The sequence below is a fragment of the Fervidobacterium islandicum genome, assembly GCF_000767275.3.
In the GTDB taxonomy this organism is placed as follows: domain Bacteria; phylum Thermotogota; class Thermotogae; order Thermotogales; family Fervidobacteriaceae; genus Fervidobacterium; species Fervidobacterium islandicum.
Genome location: NZ_CP014334.2, coordinates 863280 through 881061, shown reverse-complemented (window position 1 = coordinate 881061; position 17782 = coordinate 863280). Strand labels below are relative to the sequence as shown.

Annotated in this window: 16 protein-coding genes and 1 pseudogene; 7 read left to right on the top strand and 10 right to left on the bottom strand. The window is 39.3% G+C overall.

What is annotated here, in order from left to right; translation table 11 throughout:
* Positions 1 to 32: 32 nt before the first annotated feature.
* Both NA23_RS04095 and NA23_RS04090 read right to left on the bottom strand, forming a co-directional pair.
* Positions 33 to 962: a DDE-type integrase/transposase/recombinase gene (locus NA23_RS04095; protein ID WP_033192050.1), complete on the bottom strand. Its 930-nt coding sequence runs from the start codon at positions 960 to 962 to the stop codon at positions 33 to 35.
* Between the two features lie 119 nt (positions 963 to 1081).
* Positions 1082 to 2011, bottom strand: coding sequence for a DDE-type integrase/transposase/recombinase (locus NA23_RS04090; RefSeq protein WP_033192800.1), 930 nt, complete (start codon positions 2009 to 2011; stop codon positions 1082 to 1084).
* 127 nt (positions 2012 to 2138) lie between these two features.
* On the opposite strand from NA23_RS04090, the gene NA23_RS04085 reads away from it, so the two are divergent.
* Genes NA23_RS04085 through tusB form a run of 5 tightly spaced genes read left to right on the top strand, consistent with a single transcriptional unit; the run spans position 2139 to position 4460 of the window.
* A complete protein-coding gene (locus NA23_RS04085; protein ID WP_033191005.1) occupies positions 2139 to 2381 on the top strand; it encodes a sulfurtransferase TusA family protein in 243 nt (80 codons plus the stop codon).
* 18 nt (positions 2382 to 2399) lie between these two features.
* On the top strand, positions 2400 to 3395 hold the full coding sequence (tsuA, locus tag NA23_RS04080; protein ID WP_033191006.1) for a thiosulfate transporter TsuA: 996 nt from the start codon (positions 2400 to 2402) through the stop codon (positions 3393 to 3395).
* Positions 3396 to 3435: 40 nt separating this feature from the next.
* Positions 3436 to 3789 (top strand): DsrE/DsrF/TusD sulfur relay family protein, encoded by a 354-nt coding sequence (locus NA23_RS04075; protein WP_033191007.1) that lies wholly within the window; start codon positions 3436 to 3438, stop codon positions 3787 to 3789.
* Between the two features lie 28 nt (positions 3790 to 3817).
* Positions 3818 to 4174 carry a DsrE family protein gene (locus NA23_RS04070; protein WP_033191008.1) on the top strand — a complete coding sequence of 119 codons (357 nt, stop codon included), beginning with the start codon at positions 3818 to 3820 and terminating at the stop codon, positions 4172 to 4174.
* A 10-nt stretch (positions 4175 to 4184) separates the two neighbouring features.
* Entirely contained in the window at positions 4185 to 4460 is a 276-nt protein-coding gene (gene tusB / locus NA23_RS04065; protein ID WP_033191009.1) for a sulfurtransferase complex subunit TusB, read from the top strand.
* A 60-nt stretch (positions 4461 to 4520) separates the two neighbouring features.
* On the opposite strand, the gene NA23_RS04060 is transcribed toward tusB, so the two are convergent.
* Positions 4521 to 5117 (bottom strand): sulfurtransferase TusA family protein, encoded by a 597-nt coding sequence (locus NA23_RS04060; protein WP_033191010.1) that lies wholly within the window; start codon positions 5115 to 5117, stop codon positions 4521 to 4523.
* An 83-nt stretch (positions 5118 to 5200) separates the two neighbouring features.
* Between NA23_RS04060 and lpdA the strand changes: the two genes are divergently transcribed.
* On the top strand, positions 5201 to 6568 hold the full coding sequence (gene lpdA / locus NA23_RS04055; RefSeq protein ID WP_033191011.1) for a dihydrolipoyl dehydrogenase: 1368 nt from the start codon (positions 5201 to 5203) through the stop codon (positions 6566 to 6568).
* 53 nt (positions 6569 to 6621) lie between these two features.
* Here lpdA and uvrB read toward each other — a convergent pair whose 3' ends face one another.
* The 7 genes and pseudogenes from uvrB to NA23_RS04020 form a co-directional block, all read right to left on the bottom strand.
* The gene (uvrB, locus tag NA23_RS04050) at positions 6622 to 8610 is read right to left on the bottom strand and encodes an excinuclease ABC subunit UvrB (RefSeq protein WP_033191012.1); all 1989 of its coding nucleotides are present in this window, start codon (positions 8608 to 8610) and stop codon (positions 6622 to 6624) included.
* Between the two features lie 56 nt (positions 8611 to 8666).
* On the bottom strand, positions 8667 to 10370 hold the full coding sequence (locus NA23_RS04045; protein WP_033191013.1) for an Rqc2 family fibronectin-binding protein: 1704 nt from the start codon (positions 10368 to 10370) through the stop codon (positions 8667 to 8669).
* A gap of 32 nt (positions 10371 to 10402) precedes the next feature.
* On the bottom strand, positions 10403 to 11383 hold the full coding sequence (locus NA23_RS04040; RefSeq protein ID WP_033191014.1) for a 2-hydroxyacid dehydrogenase: 981 nt from the start codon (positions 11381 to 11383) through the stop codon (positions 10403 to 10405).
* A 174-nt stretch (positions 11384 to 11557) separates the two neighbouring features.
* A pseudogene (locus NA23_RS04035) lies at positions 11558 to 12792 on the bottom strand (inorganic phosphate transporter).
* A 35-nt stretch (positions 12793 to 12827) separates the two neighbouring features.
* The gene (locus NA23_RS04030) at positions 12828 to 13502 is read right to left on the bottom strand and encodes a DUF47 domain-containing protein (protein WP_033191017.1); all 675 of its coding nucleotides are present in this window, start codon (positions 13500 to 13502) and stop codon (positions 12828 to 12830) included.
* 83 nt (positions 13503 to 13585) lie between these two features.
* A complete protein-coding gene (locus tag NA23_RS04025) occupies positions 13586 to 14374 on the bottom strand; it encodes an alpha/beta hydrolase (RefSeq protein WP_052107037.1) in 789 nt (262 codons plus the stop codon).
* A complete protein-coding gene (locus tag NA23_RS04020; protein ID WP_052107038.1) occupies positions 14371 to 16524 on the bottom strand; it encodes a beta-galactosidase in 2154 nt (717 codons plus the stop codon). The genes NA23_RS04025 and NA23_RS04020 overlap by 4 nt, the downstream gene beginning before the upstream one ends.
* 227 nt (positions 16525 to 16751) lie before the next feature.
* Between NA23_RS04020 and NA23_RS04015 the strand changes: the two genes are divergently transcribed.
* A complete protein-coding gene (locus NA23_RS04015) occupies positions 16752 to 17762 on the top strand; it encodes a LacI family DNA-binding transcriptional regulator (RefSeq protein ID WP_033191018.1) in 1011 nt (336 codons plus the stop codon).
* Positions 17763 to 17782: the final 20 nt, after the last annotated feature.

Below are 17782 nucleotides of genomic sequence, written 5' to 3'. Positions count from 1 at the left end.
TTTTAGTTAACAGCATCAAAAAAATGATCCTGTTAACTTGTAGTGATGGAAGACAATAGAACACTCATAACACGCGCAATATCATTCCCGTTCAGTTTCAAGAGATTTCTCACTACACAAAAGCTATTTACGTACATTGGAAGATTCTCAATATTCTTAAATCCACGCTTGGCTCGTACAAAGTCTTGGAATAAGGAAAACTTCGATTCACATTGATTGTTTTGCCCAAGTCTCACAACAATATGATTGATATTCTTGTATAGTATCTTCACTGCACCATACGCACCAAGTCCATCTGTAATTAGTTCGATTGTTCTTTCGTTGTTACCAAAGAACTTCTCTAACAATATCTTCACTTGACCCATATCGCGATATTTGGATACATGCCAAGCAACAATAAGATTCGTCTCATGGTCAACTAAGAACCAAACATAGTACTTTTTGGATTTAAACAAAACGACAGTTTCATCACCATGGACTTTGAAAGCATCTACAGGAACGAGGATGGAAAAGAAACAAGACAACTTAAGGATCCACTTGTAGATAGCGACATGAGAGACTTTGATATTAAGTGAGTCTCTGATGGAACGCAAGGACACAGCTTTGAAATAAAGGACGAAGGCTTTAAGGACAATAAAGATAGGGAAACGGAAGAACTTGAAAGAGTCGAAAGGAAGAGGGACAAATTGAGGTAAGTTAGTTGGGATTTCGTCTCTGGTATGGCAAGAACGGCAACGGAACTTAACGAAGGCTTTTTTGATTTTGTGGATTTGCATAGTTTTTCCACAGACAGGGCATTTAGGATAAGGGAAAGAGAAGAGCTTGTGTTTTTTTGAATGAACAAGTCTGAAAGTGCGCTTACAGTCTTTGCAAAAGTATTGTTGGTTACCGTACTTATCATGACCGTTTTTGTAGATGTTGGTAGAGCCGCATTTGGGGCAAGAGACTACAGAATTTTGCATAGTGGAGTACCTCCTTTTTGTGAGAATTGATGGTGGGGGGTGTTCCACTAATAAGAAGATAATACGGTTTTTGGAAATTTTCAATACTTTTAGTTAACAGCATCAAAAAAATGATGCTGTTAACTTGTAGTGATGGAAGACAATAGAACACTCATAACACGCGCAATATCATTGCCATTCAGTTTCAAGAGATTTCTCACTACACAAAAACTGTTTACGTACATTGGAAGATTGTCAATATTCTTAAATCCACGCTTGGCTCGTACAAAGTCTTGGAATAACGAAAACTTCGATTCACATTGATTGTTTTGCCCAAGTCTCACAACAATATGATTGATATTCTTGTATAGTATCTTCACTGCACCATATGCACCAAGTCCATCTGTAATTAGTTCGATTGTTCTTTCGTTGTTACCAAAGAACTTCTCTAACAATATCTTCACTTGACCCATATCGCGATATTTGGATACATGCCAAGCAACAATAAGATTCGAATCGTGCTCAACTAAGAACCAAACGTAGTACTTTTTGGATTTAAACAAAACGACAGTTTCATCACCATGGACTTTGAAAGCATCTACAGGAACGAGGATGGAAAAGAAACAAGACAACTTAAGGATCCACTTGTAGATAGCGACATGAGAGACTTTGATATTAAGTGAGTCTCTGATGGAACGCAAGGACACAGCTTTGAAATAAAGGACGAAGGCTTTAAGGACAATAAAGATAGGGAAACGGAAGAACTTGAAAGAGTCGAAAGGAAGAGGGACAAATTGAGGTAAGTTAGTTGGGATTTCGTCTCTGGTATGGCAAGAACGGCAACGGAACTTAACGAAGGCTTTTTTGATTTTGTGGATTTGCATAGTTTTTCCACAGACAGGGCATTTAGGATAAGGGAAAGAGAAGAGCTTGTGTTTTTTTGAATGAACAAGTCTGAAAGTGCGCTTACAGTCTTTGCAAAAGTATTGTTGGTTACCGTACTTATCATGACCGTTTTTGTAGATGTTGGTAGAGCCGCATTTGGGGCAAGAGACTACAGAATTTTGCATAGTGGAGTACCTCCTTTTTGTGAGAATTGATGGTGGGGGGTGTTCCACTAATAAGAAGATAATACGGTTTTTGGAAATTTTCAATACTTTTAGTTAACAGCATCAAATAAAAGAGGGAGGGACTTTTATGGCGAAATATGCAGTTACAAAGTCATTAGACGTCAGGGGAGAAGTTTGTCCAGTTCCGGATGTAGAAACAAAGAGAGCACTCAAGGATATGAAACCTGGTGAAATCCTTGAAGTTTGGGTCGATTATCCAATGTCGAAAGAAAGAATTCCCGAAACCGTCAAGGCAATGGGACATGAAGTTCTTGAAATTGAAGAAGTTGGTCCAAGTGAATGGAAAATATACATAAAAGTAAATGGCTGATAACAGGGGTGAATTGATATGGCTTGGTCAGGGTTAATAATTGGTCTCATTTTCGGTGTGATTTTGCAAAGAGGACGCGTGTGTTTTAACTCTGCTTACAGAGACCTTGTTTTCTTCAAAGATAACTATTTGATGAAACTTTATACGTTCGCTGTTGGGCTCGAGGCTATTCTTTTCGTTCTTTTTGCTCAATTCGGTCTTATTACGCTCAATCCGAAACCAATAAATCTCGTTGGTAACACACTTGGTGCCTTTACATTTGGTTTAGGTATGGTTCTTGCAGGCGGTTGTGCTTCTGGTGTTACATACAGAACAGGTGAGGGTCTAACAACTGCTTGGTTTGCTGCTTTAATATACGGTTTGACAGCTACTTCCGTAAAGGGTGGAGCACTAAAGTTCATATCAAACTGGCTTGGACAATTCAACAAAACCGTTGAAAATCACGTTTCAAGCATATACAAGCCACAATCTGGTTTGACACTTCCAGACGTCTTCCACATTAATCCTTTGGTAATGGCTATTATTTTTGCTGCAATCCTCTGGGTTTATGCATTTGGAACAAAGACAACAAACAGGGAAACGAAGCTTTCTTGGAAGGTTGCAGCAGTGCTCTTGGCGATACTTGCACCGTTTGCCTGGTGGACAAGTCAGAAAGCTGGAAGAATGTACGGACTTGGTATTACTGGTGGTTGGATCAATTTGATAAAGAGTTTTACAACAGGTGAAGCACTTAGCTGGGAAGGTTTTGAGATAATAGGTATAATCATTGGTGCTGCAATTTCGGCTGTGCAAGCCAAGGAGTTCAAACTAAGAATGCCAAAACAGCCAAAGACATACGTCCAGGTAATGATCGGTGGAGTTCTTATGGGACTTGGTGCGGCAATGGCCGATGCTTGTAACATTGGCCACGCTCTCACAGGTGTTGGACTTATGGCAGTCTCCTCGATAATTGCAACAGTCTTCTTTATGCTTGGAAACTGGACAATGGCTTGGTTCTTGTTTGGAAGAAAATAAGCAAGTCGATCATTTTATGTGAATTTGAGGAGTTGATATAATGAAGATAGCAATTCAAGTGATGGTTCCCCCTTACACGTACCAGGATTTGGATACAGCTATCCATATCGCAGAAGCTGCACTAAAAAGAGGTCACGAGGTTACTATATTCTTGTTCGCAGATTCAGTTCTCTCAATTAATTCTAAGGTTAAGCCGATAAGAACTGACAGGAATATACCTGAGAAAATGAAAGAGCTGGCAGCTAAAGGTGTACGTATTGAAATCTGTGGTATTTGTATGGATTACCGAGGAGTAACAGAAGATATGATAGTCGAAGGCTCAAGACCAAGTGGCTTACCTGAACTGGCAAGTCTTTTTGCTAACTGTGACAGGTTCATAAGCCTTATGGCTTAATGATTATGGCATGTTGGGTGGTGAAATAATGGCTAAGAAATTACTATTCGTTGTATACCAATCCCCAGTAGGTTCAATTTGGGTTAATGAAGCGTTTAGAACAGCTTTCGGAATGTACGGAGAAGACCTTGAACCAGCAGTTCTCTTGATGAACGAAGCAACTGTTGCAGTAAGACCGACGTGTAAGCCAGAATGTCTCGGCCTTCTTCCTATCAGCATGGTGAAAAGATACTTAGCAAGGTACGGCACACCTGTCTATGTAGTTAAGGAAGATGCCGAAAGAATGAAGGTTACAGAGGTTGATCCAGAATACGGTGCACAGTTTGTAAGCAAGGCAGAGCTCTCGAAGCTTTTCCATGAGTACGATTACGTTGTTTTTATGTGAGGTGAATGAAATGGCTTTGATACTTGTGAAATACGGTGTCGATAATCCGGCCGAGAGAGTAAAATTGGAGATTGCTAATGAGAACGATAAGGTAGTCCTTATTCAAAATGGTGTTTTTTTTGCAGTTGTTGAGGATGTTACAAAGCTGACAAAAGCAGAAGTGTACGCACTTAAGAACGATCTTGAAGCAAGAGGATTTTGTACAGCCGATGTCAAAAACGTCAAACTTATAGATTACGATGGATTAGTGGAATTGATTGAGAAAGAAGAGAAATTCATAGGTTAATTTCTTCACAAGAAGGGAAAAATCAAAGCGGTGGTCAACCACCGCTTTTAATTAACAGTATTATTCGCTGGTATTTGTCTTTTTCACCTTGATGTAAATATAGAAGTTTCCTTGATTATCGATAGTTCTTCCGATTAATTCGTGTCCAAGTTGTTCGACTCTATTTGGGATCCTTTCAGCCGAAAGTGGATAGTCGACTATAACGAGTAGGATTTTGCCATCTTCCAACTCTGATAATACTTGCTGTGTTGTGAGGCCTGGAACAGGACACATTTCACCTCGCATATCTAATACATAATCAGGCTCACCGGATATTTGGACTATGGGTCTACTTTCAATTTCGCAAGCGGCAAGGTTTTCACAGAATCTGCCTTCAGCGTTAAGTTTATTGATGAAATTGATAGCGTACTGGAGAATTTTGTAAACTTCCTCCGAGGAGAAATCGAACATTTCTATGCCTTTTACAATTCTGGAATTTAGAATACCGGCTTCTTTTAAAGACTTAAGGTATCTGTAAGTTGTTGATATGTCAAGTCCTACGATCTTCGACACCTCTGTCGCGGTCTGGTTGTTGTCGTAGACCGCCATCAATATCTCTAAGCGTTTTTGATTGGCAAGTATTTTGAATAGATTCTCAAGTGTTAGTTTCTTTTTCATGTTCTTCCTCCAAGCTTGAAAGATTAATAGGTCGTCATTATAATTATTATAACACGAATAAACTGAATAAAGGAGTGGTGGAGATGGTTTTTGATACAGTTGTTATCGGTGGTGGCCCTGGTGGATATGTTTGCGCTATAAAGCTTGCACAGTACGGAAAAAAAGTAGCACTTATCGAAAAGGAAAATCTCGGAGGTACCTGTACGAATTGGGGTTGTATACCAACAAAGGCACTTCTAACAGCTACACACCTGCTCGATGAATCGAAAGAGAAAGCAAGTAAATTAGGTCTAAAAATAAGTGTTGAAGGGTTTGACCTTGCTGGGATTATGGCTCACGCAAACAAAAGCATTATGATGTCAAGGAAAGGTATAGAATTCCTTATGAAGAAAAACAACGTCACCGTTGTGAAGGGAACAGCGGAGGTAGTTAATAGGAAAAAGGTGAGGATTAAGGAAAGTGGCGAAGAGCTCGAATGTGAAAATCTTGTTCTTGCTCACGGTTCTGTTCCAACGATTTTTCCACCGTTCAGTGAAGTCGAAGGTATATGGACAAGTAACGACGTGTTCTTAATGAAAGAACTACCATCATCGTTGTTGATTGTCGGTGGTGGAGTTATTGGTGTCGAATTCGCAACGTTCTTCAGCTCACTAGGTGTAAAGGTCAAAATCGTTGAATTGGCTGATCATATACTTCCTTACGAAGACGACGACGTAGCGGACGAGGTCAAGAAGTCATTCGCAAGGAAAGGTGTAGAAATAAAAGAGAAAGCGAAAGTGACAGGTGTGAAAATAGTCAGCAACGGTTACGAGGTAACAGTTGTTGATAGTGAAGGTAAGGAGGTAATTTCGGTAGTTGATAAAGTACTTGTTGCAGTTGGAAGAAGGCCGAATATTCCGGAAGATGTTAAGAATCTCGGCGTTGAAATAGAAAGAGGGATTAAAACTGATTTAAGGATGAGAACAAATATCGAAGGTGTTTATGCGATAGGAGACGTAAGAGGTCAAATTATGCTTGCGCATGTTGCGGCGTACGAAGGTGTTGTTGCAGCAAAGAATATCGCTGGAATTGAAGCAGAGATGGACTACTCTGCTGTTCCATCGATAATCTTTACGAATCCAGAGGTAGCATCGACGGGTTTGAGAGAAAAGGATGTGGATAGAGAAAAGGTCAAGATATTCAAATTCCCACTCTCTGCAAATGGTAGAGCAAGGACAATGCTTGAGAATATAGGCTTTGTAAAAGTGATAGCAGATAAGAACGACGATACAGTACTAGGTATGTCAATTGTTTCTCCAGTTGCAACAGAACTCATCATGGAAGGAGTAATAGCTGTGAGGAATAAGCTCAGAGCACATCAACTTGAAGAATCGATCCATCCACATCCGACACTGAGCGAAACTATCTTAGGTGCACTTGAAGGGATTACAGACAAACCAATTCACCTGTGATACGCTTTACTGAATCAGTGTATCAAAAAAGGGGCGAACGCCCCTTTTTAATTTTATTTCTTGTCTTTGAGTTCTTCCCTAACTCTGAATAATTCATCCCTAATTCTTGCCGCATCTTCGTAACGCAGTTCTGAAGCGGCTTTGTACATTTCTTCCTCAAGTAATGCGACGTAGTCTTCCAATGGTAAGGATTCTTTCAGCGCGAAGATGCTATCTTCGTACACTTTGTAGAATTCCTCTTCTTTATCTCGAAAAGGTGCAAATATATCTTCCATTAGAGGTTTCACTATGGTCTGTGGCTGGATACCGTTTTTAAGGTTGTATTCTATCTGTATTTTCCTTCTTCTATTTGTCTCATCGATTGCTCTTTGCATTGCAGGAGTTATTCTGTCGGCGTACATGATAACCTTTCCATTTTCATTTCGGGCTGTTCGGCCTATGATTTGTATGAGCGTGGTTTCACTTCTCAAGAATCCTTCAGTGTCAGCATCAAGTATCGCCACGAGCGATACTTCCGGAAGGTCTAAACCTTCTCTCAGTAAGTTAACTCCTACAACAACATCCACTTCTCCCGAACGCAATTTTTTGAGCACTTCGAATCTCTTTATCGCATCAAGTTCAGAATGTAGATACAAGGCACGGATATTAAATTCTACGAGATATTCAGCAAGCATTTCAGCTGTTTTCTTGGTCAAAACAGTAACGAGCGCACGTTCACCACGCTTTTTGACTTCTACTATTTCTTTCACCAAATCATCGACTTGATACCTTGTTGGTCTTACTTCGACAAGTGGGTCGATAAGTCCGGTTGGCCTGATGATTTGCTCGACAATCTGCTCAGATACCTCCATTTCAAATGGTCCAGGGGTGGCAGACACAAAAATTACCTGGTTCACTTTTGAAAGGAATTCCTCGAATTTGAGAGGTCTGTTGTCGTACGCACAAGGCAATCTAAAGCCATATTCAACAAGGCTTTTCTTTCTTGACATCTCACCGTGGTACATGGCTCTGAGTTGTGGAATCGTGATGTGGGACTCATCTATGAACACAATGTAATCTTCATCGTAGTAATCAAGCAGCGAGTATGGTGGCTCGCCAGGTTGCCTGCCATCGAAGTGGCGTGAGTAATTTTCGATACCAGTGCAGTAGCCTAAAGTACTCAGTAACTCGATGTCGTTCATCGTTCTTTGATAAAGTCTTTGAGCTTCAAGTTCTTTACCTTGTCTTCTCAATTCCGCAAGCCTTTCCTCAAGTTCTTCTTTTATACCTTTCACAGCTATTGCTATCTTTTCTTCCGTGGTGACGTACTCCTTTGCTGGATAGATGGTTATTCTGTCCAGTCGCTCTATTATTTCTCTGTTCAGCCTGTCAAATGTATAAATTCTATCAATTTCGTCACCAAAGAACTCGATATGAATACCTTCATCTTGATACGTCGGAAAAATTTCGAGCGTATCGCCACGAAATCGAAAGCTACCAGTCAGCCCGATGTCTTCTTTTCTCTCGTATCCTATACGTACTAAGTGTTTGAGCAAGTCGTTGAGTTTAACACGCTCTCCAACTGTGAGTTTTATGTTTAGAGTATCAAAATCGCGTGGATCACCACATGCGTATATCGCTGAAACACTTGCAACAACTATAACATCCCTTCTGGTCATTATGGATTTTATAGCACTCATTCTCATCCTTGCGATGACTTCGTTAATATCAGCGCTCTTTTCTATGTAAAGGTCTTTCGTGGGTACGTAAGCTTCCGGCTGGTAATAATCGTAGTAGCTTATGAAAAACTCGACCTTGTTATTTGGAAAGAAAGACTTGAACTCTGTATACAACTGTGCAGCTAAAGTTTTATTCGGTGATATTACCAGAACCGGTCTTTCTATCTCTTTTATCACATTCGCCATAGTAAACGTCTTCCCGCTTCCTGTGACGCCTATAAGCGTTTGGAAGCGGTAGCCTTTTTTTAGACCTTCTACTAACTTTTCTATTGCCTGCGGTTGGTCACCAGCAGGGCTGTAATCGCTAACAAGTTCGTATAACATAGTCTCACCTTCATACTAATTCTTTTTTCAGTTCGAATTTATGATTATTTGAATGCTTACTTACTTTGCTGAAACCTTTCATCAGGAGTTACAAAGAGAGTTTTAAAATTTGAATAAAGCACAAGTCCTGGTTTAAAGCCCTTGGGCTTTTTCACGTACTTTATGTACGTGTAATCAACCGGTACCTTTGTAGAATACTTTCCCTTGCTGAACTGAGCAGCTAACTTTGCCGCGTATAAAAGAACGTCTTCTTCAACGGGCTTACCATTTGTTTTTATAACAACATGTGCGCCCGGCATACCCTGAACGTGTAGCCATATGTCATGCTCACTTGATTTTCTAACCAGTTCGTCGTTCTGCTTGTTGTTTCGCCCTACTAATATTGTGAATCCGTTGTATAAATACTTCCTAGGTTCTGACTTTGTGTGTTCTATCTTCGATTTGTTGCCCTTCTTTTTGTGCTTGCTTTTTATCAAGTCATTTTCAATCATCTCATCTTCTATTTCTTCTAAATCTTCCAAAGTTTCGGCATTCTCTATGGTATCCTGCAACTGCCTTAAGTAATCCAATTCCTTTCTAAGTATGTTTTCGCGTTCTTTCAAACCTTCTGCCTTCTTCTTCAGTTTGTTGTACAGTTTGAAATATTTCACGCTATTTTCAATTGGTGAAAGATGAGTCTCTAGTGGAACTGACACGTTTTCATTCGTTTCCCAATCAAATAGCTCTACTTCGCAACCACCATGAGGAATTTGATAACTGTAAGCTTTTATCAGTTCTCCGTATTTTCTGTACTTCTCAGCTTCCAAACATTCTTCTTTCTCCTTTTCAATCTGAGCCAGCAGCTCTTCCAGTGAGGAAATTCGGCTATTAACAATGCTTAACAGTTGGGAGCGCTTTTGAATTAATTTGTCTTTATTCTCGACAAAGTCAAAGTACTCATTTATACATGCGATAACATCATCACATCTCTTTAAATCATTGTATTTGTGTAACCTGAATGCAGAGATATCCGTCGGTTGCTCGTTTTCATAGTATATATAGACGCTTTTTTGTTTAATTTCTTCCAGTATACTTAAAAGTCCAACAACTAATTTTTCTAATTCTCTTTCAGTGATATGTGATACCGGTTTGTCTTCCAATTCTGAGCGCAAAAGCAATTCTTCTGCCGTTTGTTTTGAAAATCCTTGAACTGTTGAATAGATAAATTCCGAAATCATTCGCTGTTTGTTTTGGAATTTCTCAAGAGCACTTTTCAGCTTTTCAAATGTTACCTCATCTATCGGGAGTTTCTCCGAGCTGAAAAGTGTGAATTGTTCGCCCGGGAAGATGTTCCTAACACGTGTTTCTATCCTTTTGTAAGCGTCTATTATAATACCGTTTTCAACAAAAATAGCGTTTGAATGCTTTCCCATGATATCGAAATACAGTTCGTACTCATGCTTCTCGCCAATTTCATCTATTTTGCGCAATTTCATTATCATTGTTCTTTCATACGCATTCGTAGTAAGTTCATGAACTCTTGCCCCACGTATTCTGCTACGTAGTAGTTCGACAAAAGTATGTTTGTCTGGTTCTTTAACTATATGATTCGTAAATGAGACGTGCGAATAATTTGGATTCAACGAAACTTTTAAGTCACCCTCATCGAAGGAGAAATAAATCACCTTGTCGTAAAGGTAGATGTTCCTTACGTTCTTTCCCAGAATTAAATCTCTGATCTTTTCCACAACTGTTTTCATAACAAAGCCGTCGAATGGCATTTATATACCCCTCTCCATTGCTCTAATATTTATCAATACTCGTTTTTAAGATCCACGATGTTCTTTGGCATTCCACCAGCGAGGATTCTCCTAAGATTTTCGATCGTTTCATCTATTCGTCCAATTTGTCCTTCTATTGTGAAACCTCCAACATGTGGTGAAATGACCACGTTCTTGAAGGTATGGATTGGATACCGTGATGGCAACTGGACTGAATGGTCTGCATCCGGATATAGGTACCAAGTATCAACTGCGGCACCCGCAAGAATGCCGTTTTTAAGCCCGTAGTAAAGCGCCTCCTCTTCGATTATTTGCCCACGACCAACATTTATTAGGAACTTTCCTTGCATTTGTAATATAAGTTCTTTGTTTATAAGGTGATATGTTTCTTTTGTAAGTGGGAGTGCAATGAAGATAATCTTGCCGAAATTTATAGCCTCTTCCAAGTTGTTTGTTACGTAATTTACTCCGTCAACTGGTTCCACCGTCTTTTTAAATCCCATAATCTCGCATTCAAAACCAGATAGTAGCTTTGCCAAATGCCGTCCAATTGTGCCAAGACCAAGGATTGTAACGCGCTTTCCTTGTAGCGAAAACCAAAAATCCTCGGGTTTTGAACCAGATTCATAACCATGCCAAATACCTTTGGAAAGGTCGTTATGGTATTCAACGATTCTTCCCATGAGTGCAAGTGCCAAACCTAAAGCTCTTTCAGCAACGATCTTCCCATTACCATGGTTGTTCGCAACAATTACACCTCTTTCAGCCAACAAATCTATAGGAAGCCCGTTCACACCTGCCCAAGGAACTAAGACAAATTTTAAGTTTCTGGCATTGATAACTTGCTCTGGTGATAAGCCACCTGCTACAACTACATCCGCCTCACCGATGTACCTTTGGGCATCTTCTCTGTCCTTTGCAATAACGAATAAATCGTTCGGGAATTCCTTTTTCAAGTCATTTACTCGTTCAACGAAATAGTCGATCATTTTTGTAAGGAAAAGAACCGTCATGTCCTTATCCTCCCTTTGGGTTCAATTTTTTAGTATGCCTACTAAACAATATTATACCGCACTTTTTCAGCTTGATAATCTTGCTTTTATTGGTACGCGAAACTAAAAAATGTCCCCTTATTGGGGACGAGATTAACTGTATTGACGTTCAAGATAATAAGCAATTCATGTAACTTAGAAAACGCGAGTGAATAAAAGATAAAGAATGGCACTTACTCCGGCTGAGAAAGGAACGGTAACAAACCAGGATATAAGGATATCTTTAAGAATTCCAAGGTTTACAACCTCGATACCTCTTGCTAAACCAACACCTGTCACAGCACCGACAACCGTATGAGTTGTACTTATCGGAAAACCGAATATCGATGACAAAAGAACTGTTGTAGCTGTTCCAAAATCGACAGAAAAGCCTCTTGTATTATTCAGTTCAGTTATATATTGTGCCCAATCGTTTCCATAACCTTGTATCCGTATAACAGCACTCCAAGAGCAATACCTAACCCACCTATGAACAGTATGTATCGGGGAATCTCAATGCTTGAAATATTTGTCGTTTGGTTGTTCTTTATCATGAAGATTAGTGCTATGGGACCGACAGCGTTTGCCACATCATTAGCACCATGCGAAAAGCACACATAAGCGGAGGTCAGCACTTGAACTTTTTTAAAGATATTCTCGACAGCTTGGTATTCATCTAACTGATTATTGTTCAGTCTTTTCCTCACGAGTAGATAAGATACTGTGAAAGCCAATGCAAAGAATAGCAATCCAATTAGTAGTGAAGAATTGTAAGGTTTTTTAAGTGTTTTGAGTGAAAAAAGGAAGGAGATGAGGAAGAAGGTGAAACCAACTAAGACTGGGGCAACTTTCTTTGCGGCATTCAAAGGACTCGAACGGTGAAGTATCGTTAAAACTATTATCTTAAATACTATAAAAGCCAAAATGCCTCCCACTACCGGAGAAATGAACCAAGACAGTACAATTTTTAGCAATTTTGACCAGTATACGACCTTAACCCCACCGCTTACCAATCCAAATCCTATCATGCCACCTATTATCGAATGTGTTGTTGAAACGGGCATACCAAAAACCGTAGCGAGCATCACCCATATTCCAGCTGATAACAACGCAGCTATTGCACCGTAGATAACATGGTTGGGATTTGTAATATGTTCTATCGCCACTATACCACTTGCTATGGTCTTTGTAACTGTAGCACCGAACATAACAGCGCCGAGAAACTCAAGAAATGAAGCAAGAAGGGCAGCCTGTTTTGGCGTTATTGCCTTTGCTCCTACGGCAGTAGCCATACCATTGGCCACATCGTTTGCCCCTATGGCAAATGCCATGAACATTCCAACAAGCACCGCGAAGAGTGTGATCACGCTCTTTTCCCTCCTCTGTAGCATGAAATTTTTCGATTTCAGTTGTAGTGAATTAAATTTCACATGTGTGTTATCATTCTGATTCTTTCAACAGCGTTTTTCGCTCTATCTTCTATCCTCATGAGAAGTATAACCAGGTTGTTTAAGAACATGATGTCAACAGGGTTCATTTCATGTTTCTTTGCAAACAATTTTTTTCCAAGCGCCAAGCCAAGTCTGTCTGATGAGCGTTCTTCTGATTCAACTGTCTCCACACTTTTGTCTTCCTTTTCTATTTCCTTTGGTGAAAATCCTGATTCGACTACTGTTTTCAGTTCTTGAACTGTTTCGTTCATGTGTTCCACACTTTTTCTAACAACATCCGCAAGTTCCAAAATGGCAGACTTTATTTCTTCCGATACGTTTTCTATTTGGTTGATTGTCAGAACTTTCACAACATCGTCTGTTAAGTCAATTATCGCATCTACGTTGTGGAGTATATCAAGAAAATCGGATTTATTGAAATAAGTCCATTTGAGTTTGCTATATATATCCCTTAGCTGGAGCTTGAGTTGGTCAGCATCGTGTTCCAATTTGTCAACTTCGCTAAACTGTTCATCAATTGGCATGTTATTGAAGTATTTTTCAACCGCTGCATACATTAAATAAGCTGCGGAGACACAAAGTTTTGAATGTTCGCACAACAATTCAAGAGGCGAACGGTAAGGAATTAGCTTTTGGAAAATGTTTGCCATCTGTCCACTCCTTTCCTAAAAGTATAAGTAGTTTTAGTTGCCGAAAGAATTATAACACACGAAGAAGGTTTTCAAAGCACGAGTTATTTAATTCTACTTAGATTTTTCTTTTCAAGTTGATATTCACTTAAGAATTCTTCGATAGCTTTAATTACGATACTTGTCTGCTCATATCCGCTAATTTTGGCTGGTCTATCACCTCGTTGCATTCCGTAACTTCCAAATTGTGCATGATTACCACCGAGTATTTCAACAAATCTTGTTGACTTAGGAAAAAGAATCTTCTTTTCATTAATTTCACTTGGTGGTAGTACACCATCTTCAGAGCCATAGATACATAGCGCTTGTATCGGCAAATGAGAGATATCTTTTGAAGGGTAAGATGCCAAGAATATAATGCCTTTAACAGCATTTCCAATTAGTTCGGGATGCTTGACCAAAAACTCAGAAGCGGCAACACCCCCAAGGGAGTGGCCAGCAAGGAACCATTCGAAATTCGTAAACCGATAGTCGTCTATAACCTTTTTTGCTGCATTGATGTCAAAAATGGCAAAACTCATAGGAACTTTTAGAATCACCACCGTTATCCCTTTTTCCGCAAGCCTATAACCAAGAGGTGCATAAGCAACGTAATCAACGTGTCCTCCTGGGTAGAAGATAATTCCCACACTTTCAAAATCCTTCTTCTTGGAGTTTTTGGGAATGAAGTAGATGTTCTTTTCCTGAATTACCTCGACGTAGTTTGATGATTGCAAATATTGTTTCGCCTCAGCTGTCGGTCTCAAAGGACTGTAAGCCCAGGCAATGAAAAAAACAACGAGTGCCGTTAAAAAACTTAAAAGAACGTAAGGTATCCATTTTTTTCTTTTCACAGTTCGGACCCTCCATGTTGATTCGGTATCTTTTCAAAAAGAATTCCCTTCGATGAAATCTTCTTTGTTCCAATATCTATTTCATCAACCATTATTCTAACTTCTTTCGGAAAATTGTCTATATTAACAATGAGTAAAAACCTCTGCTGTGTTTTAACGTTCTCCATAACGAATGGAAGAGCTCCAATTGCGTTTCTGGAATCTGTAAAAATCTTTATTCTGGGCTTAAATTCTAGAAGTTCAAGGACATGTTCGAAAAAGTTAAAATTTGCATTTAAGTGTGTGGTGATAACAACAGCATTCTTATTTTTTAAAAATACTGAGCATACCGCATTCACCTGAGTAACATGGGCCAGAGTTGCAAGAGAAGTATTGCCATCATCATTATCAGGGATAAGTATTTCACGCGCCCAGTCGGTTCTGAATTCGCGGAACAGATTGCCCGATGAACTTACAGAAAGATAAAAATGTGGAGCTGCAAAAAACTCTCTGCCCGGTTGGATTCTTAGAAAATCTATCAGAAGAGTACATAAGTCACCGTCTTCGTCGAATATGGGAAGGTCACCGTATATTATAGCCTTACCACCAGCACTTATGAAATCCACAATCTTCTGTTGAACTTCTTTTGACATATACCTAGCTGAAGGAACAATTAAGATTTCGCTACTGCTAAGGGCTGAGTGTTCTAAGTCTACGAATTTATATCTATACCCCATAATAAAAAGAGTTTTCAAAAAACTATCCCATAGATTATATCCTCTAAGAATCTCTATATTAGAACGTTTTTCTTTGTCGGATCCGTATGAGTACTCAGTTCTGTAGTATTCATCTAGGTAAGCGACTGTTATATTGTCGTACATTAACGAAAATTCATTACCTAAATTACGCTCAAGCATGAAAAGAAAGTTGTTAGCGAACTTTATATAATCATACGTATAATCGAGCTGGCCATTTGGTTTTACAGGTGCTGCAAACCCGTGTTCCTCCCCGGTGAACGCTATCCGGGCATTTCCGTCCTTTACGTCGTTCTTTAACTTTGGATTTATTCCACCTGAAAAAAGGTAGTAGTTCAGAAACCTGTTACCTTGAATGTATGAAACAATTGCCTTGTGCAATGTGGCGTTTGGATCAATTCTCTCACCTAAGTTGTTTCCATAATCTCCACTTCCGCATTCAAATTCCATAACTCCAAATGGTTTTCTTGTTATTGACCTGAGTACTTCATTTATGTTCCACAAATCGGTGACGTTTTTTATAGTGTAATCCCCTAGGTAAATATCTGTTGCAGGTATTACATTGTCCAGAATGAATGTATTCCTGAGTTGCGAAATACCTATTGGAAAAGTGTGAGCCCTTCCTCCTGAAGTACCGTGTATGTTCACAATGAATGGAACTTGTATCCCTTTACTCCAGAACATATCTCTGAGGTTTTTAACATAATTCCCGAAATCGTAGCGTGAGAATAGGGAATAATCTGATACGAATTTCCGTACAAACTCATCACCAGGTGTACGCAGACGTTCAAAAGTTTCAGTGCTTTTAATAAGTTCAAAACCATATCTGTAGAAGTCATTATAGCGTTCTAATAACCAGTCTATGAACTTTCCCAATGTAAAATCCGAAAGATCTGGTGTATTATTAACCCACTGAAGCATTCCTATTTCATTGTCCAATTGGACAGCTACGATGTTACCTCCGTTTTGGACAAGCCTCGGTCGAATTATGTCAGCCACCACGGTATACCATCTATCAACTTCTGAGAGGAAATCTGGATGGTTGTAGATAACTTGTGCACCTTCAACTTTCCTGTTGTTCCAAGTAATCGGGATAACATGAGGCTTTTCTTCGTATACCCAATAAGGAATACCTTCGTTTTTCAGTTCGGCCATCACAAATGGTCCTGGACGAGCGATGAAGTACATATCATATTCTGCAACCAGCTCAATAAATCTCGCAACATCATATTGACCAGAAAAATCGTATTCACCTTTATTTTCTTCATGTACCAACCAAGGAATATAAGAAGCCAACGCTTGAAATCCTGCATTCTTTGCCTTTAAAATACGATCTTCCCAATCTTTTGGAGAGACTCGAAAATAATGAATTTCTGCAATATTCAAAAACTTCGCTCCTAAGGTGATTTTACTCATTTTAAATACCTCCCAATCCAGAGTACAAAAAATACAACCACATTTTATCACTCAGCTGTAGAAGTGGAAAACGAAGACAAAATGAGCTAATGTGTGTGCTGAAGAGATTTTGGTACATATTTGAATTCATTTGTTTAAGGATTAGAAAAATGGTGAAATTAATCGAAACGTTTAACTGAAATTATGTGATATACTTCATAATAGCATTGGGCAACGGAGGTGGTCAAATGGCAACAATCAAAGATGTTGCTAAAAGAGCTGGTGTTTCGATCTCAACGGTTTCCTATGTCCTTAACAACACTGGCAAAGTGAGTGAAGAGACAAGAAAACGAGTATTAAAGGCTATTGAAGAACTAAATTACGTTCCAAATAACTTCGCAAAAAGGTTGAAGAGGCAGCAATATGACCTAGTTGCACTGATAGTGCATGAAATAAAAGGTCCTTTCTACGATGCACTTGTCCGTGGCATACAGGACGTGTTGCATGCGTTCGGATATAACCTTCTTATCTATTGTACCTTAGAGAACAGGAAACAGGATGTTGACAAATTTCTAAAGGTTGGAATAATTGGTGGAATGATTATTATGACTCCGGCGGTTAAAAACGAGGATATCATCAGATGGGCAAACGAGTACAAAATTATAACACTTGACAGAACCATAAAAGATAAAGAAGGGCGCGAGATAAAAAGCGTTCGGATAAATAACGAAAAGGGTGCCTATGAAGTTGTAAAGTATCTCTACGATCTCGGCCACAGAAGGATCGCTTTTATGAAAGGGCCAAAGGATTCACTTGATGCGAAAGAAAGATACAGAGGATTTATCAGAGCAGCCCATGATTTGAGAATCGAAATCAGAAACGAGGATATATTGGAAGGTAACTTCACTGAAGAATCGGGATACGAAGTCATGAAAGGATATCTTTCAAGGAATTCGAGGAAGGACCTACCTACCGCCCTTTTTTGCTCGAACGATGAAATGGCTATTGGAGCGATGCAAGCGATAAAAGAGATTGGTTTAACTATCCCCGATGATATTTCAATTGTCGGTTTTGACGATATTGAACTCTCATCGTATGTTGCTCCTGCATTAACCACTGTGAAGAGGCCCATGTATCAACTTGGATCCCTTGCAGCTCATATGTTGCTTAGTCTCCTTAATAACACTGATGATTTCCTTTCAGATGTGGTGCTTGATGTAAACCTTGTCGTTCGTGATTCAACAAGAAAGCTTATCTAAGCATCATTTCTATGTTTTAG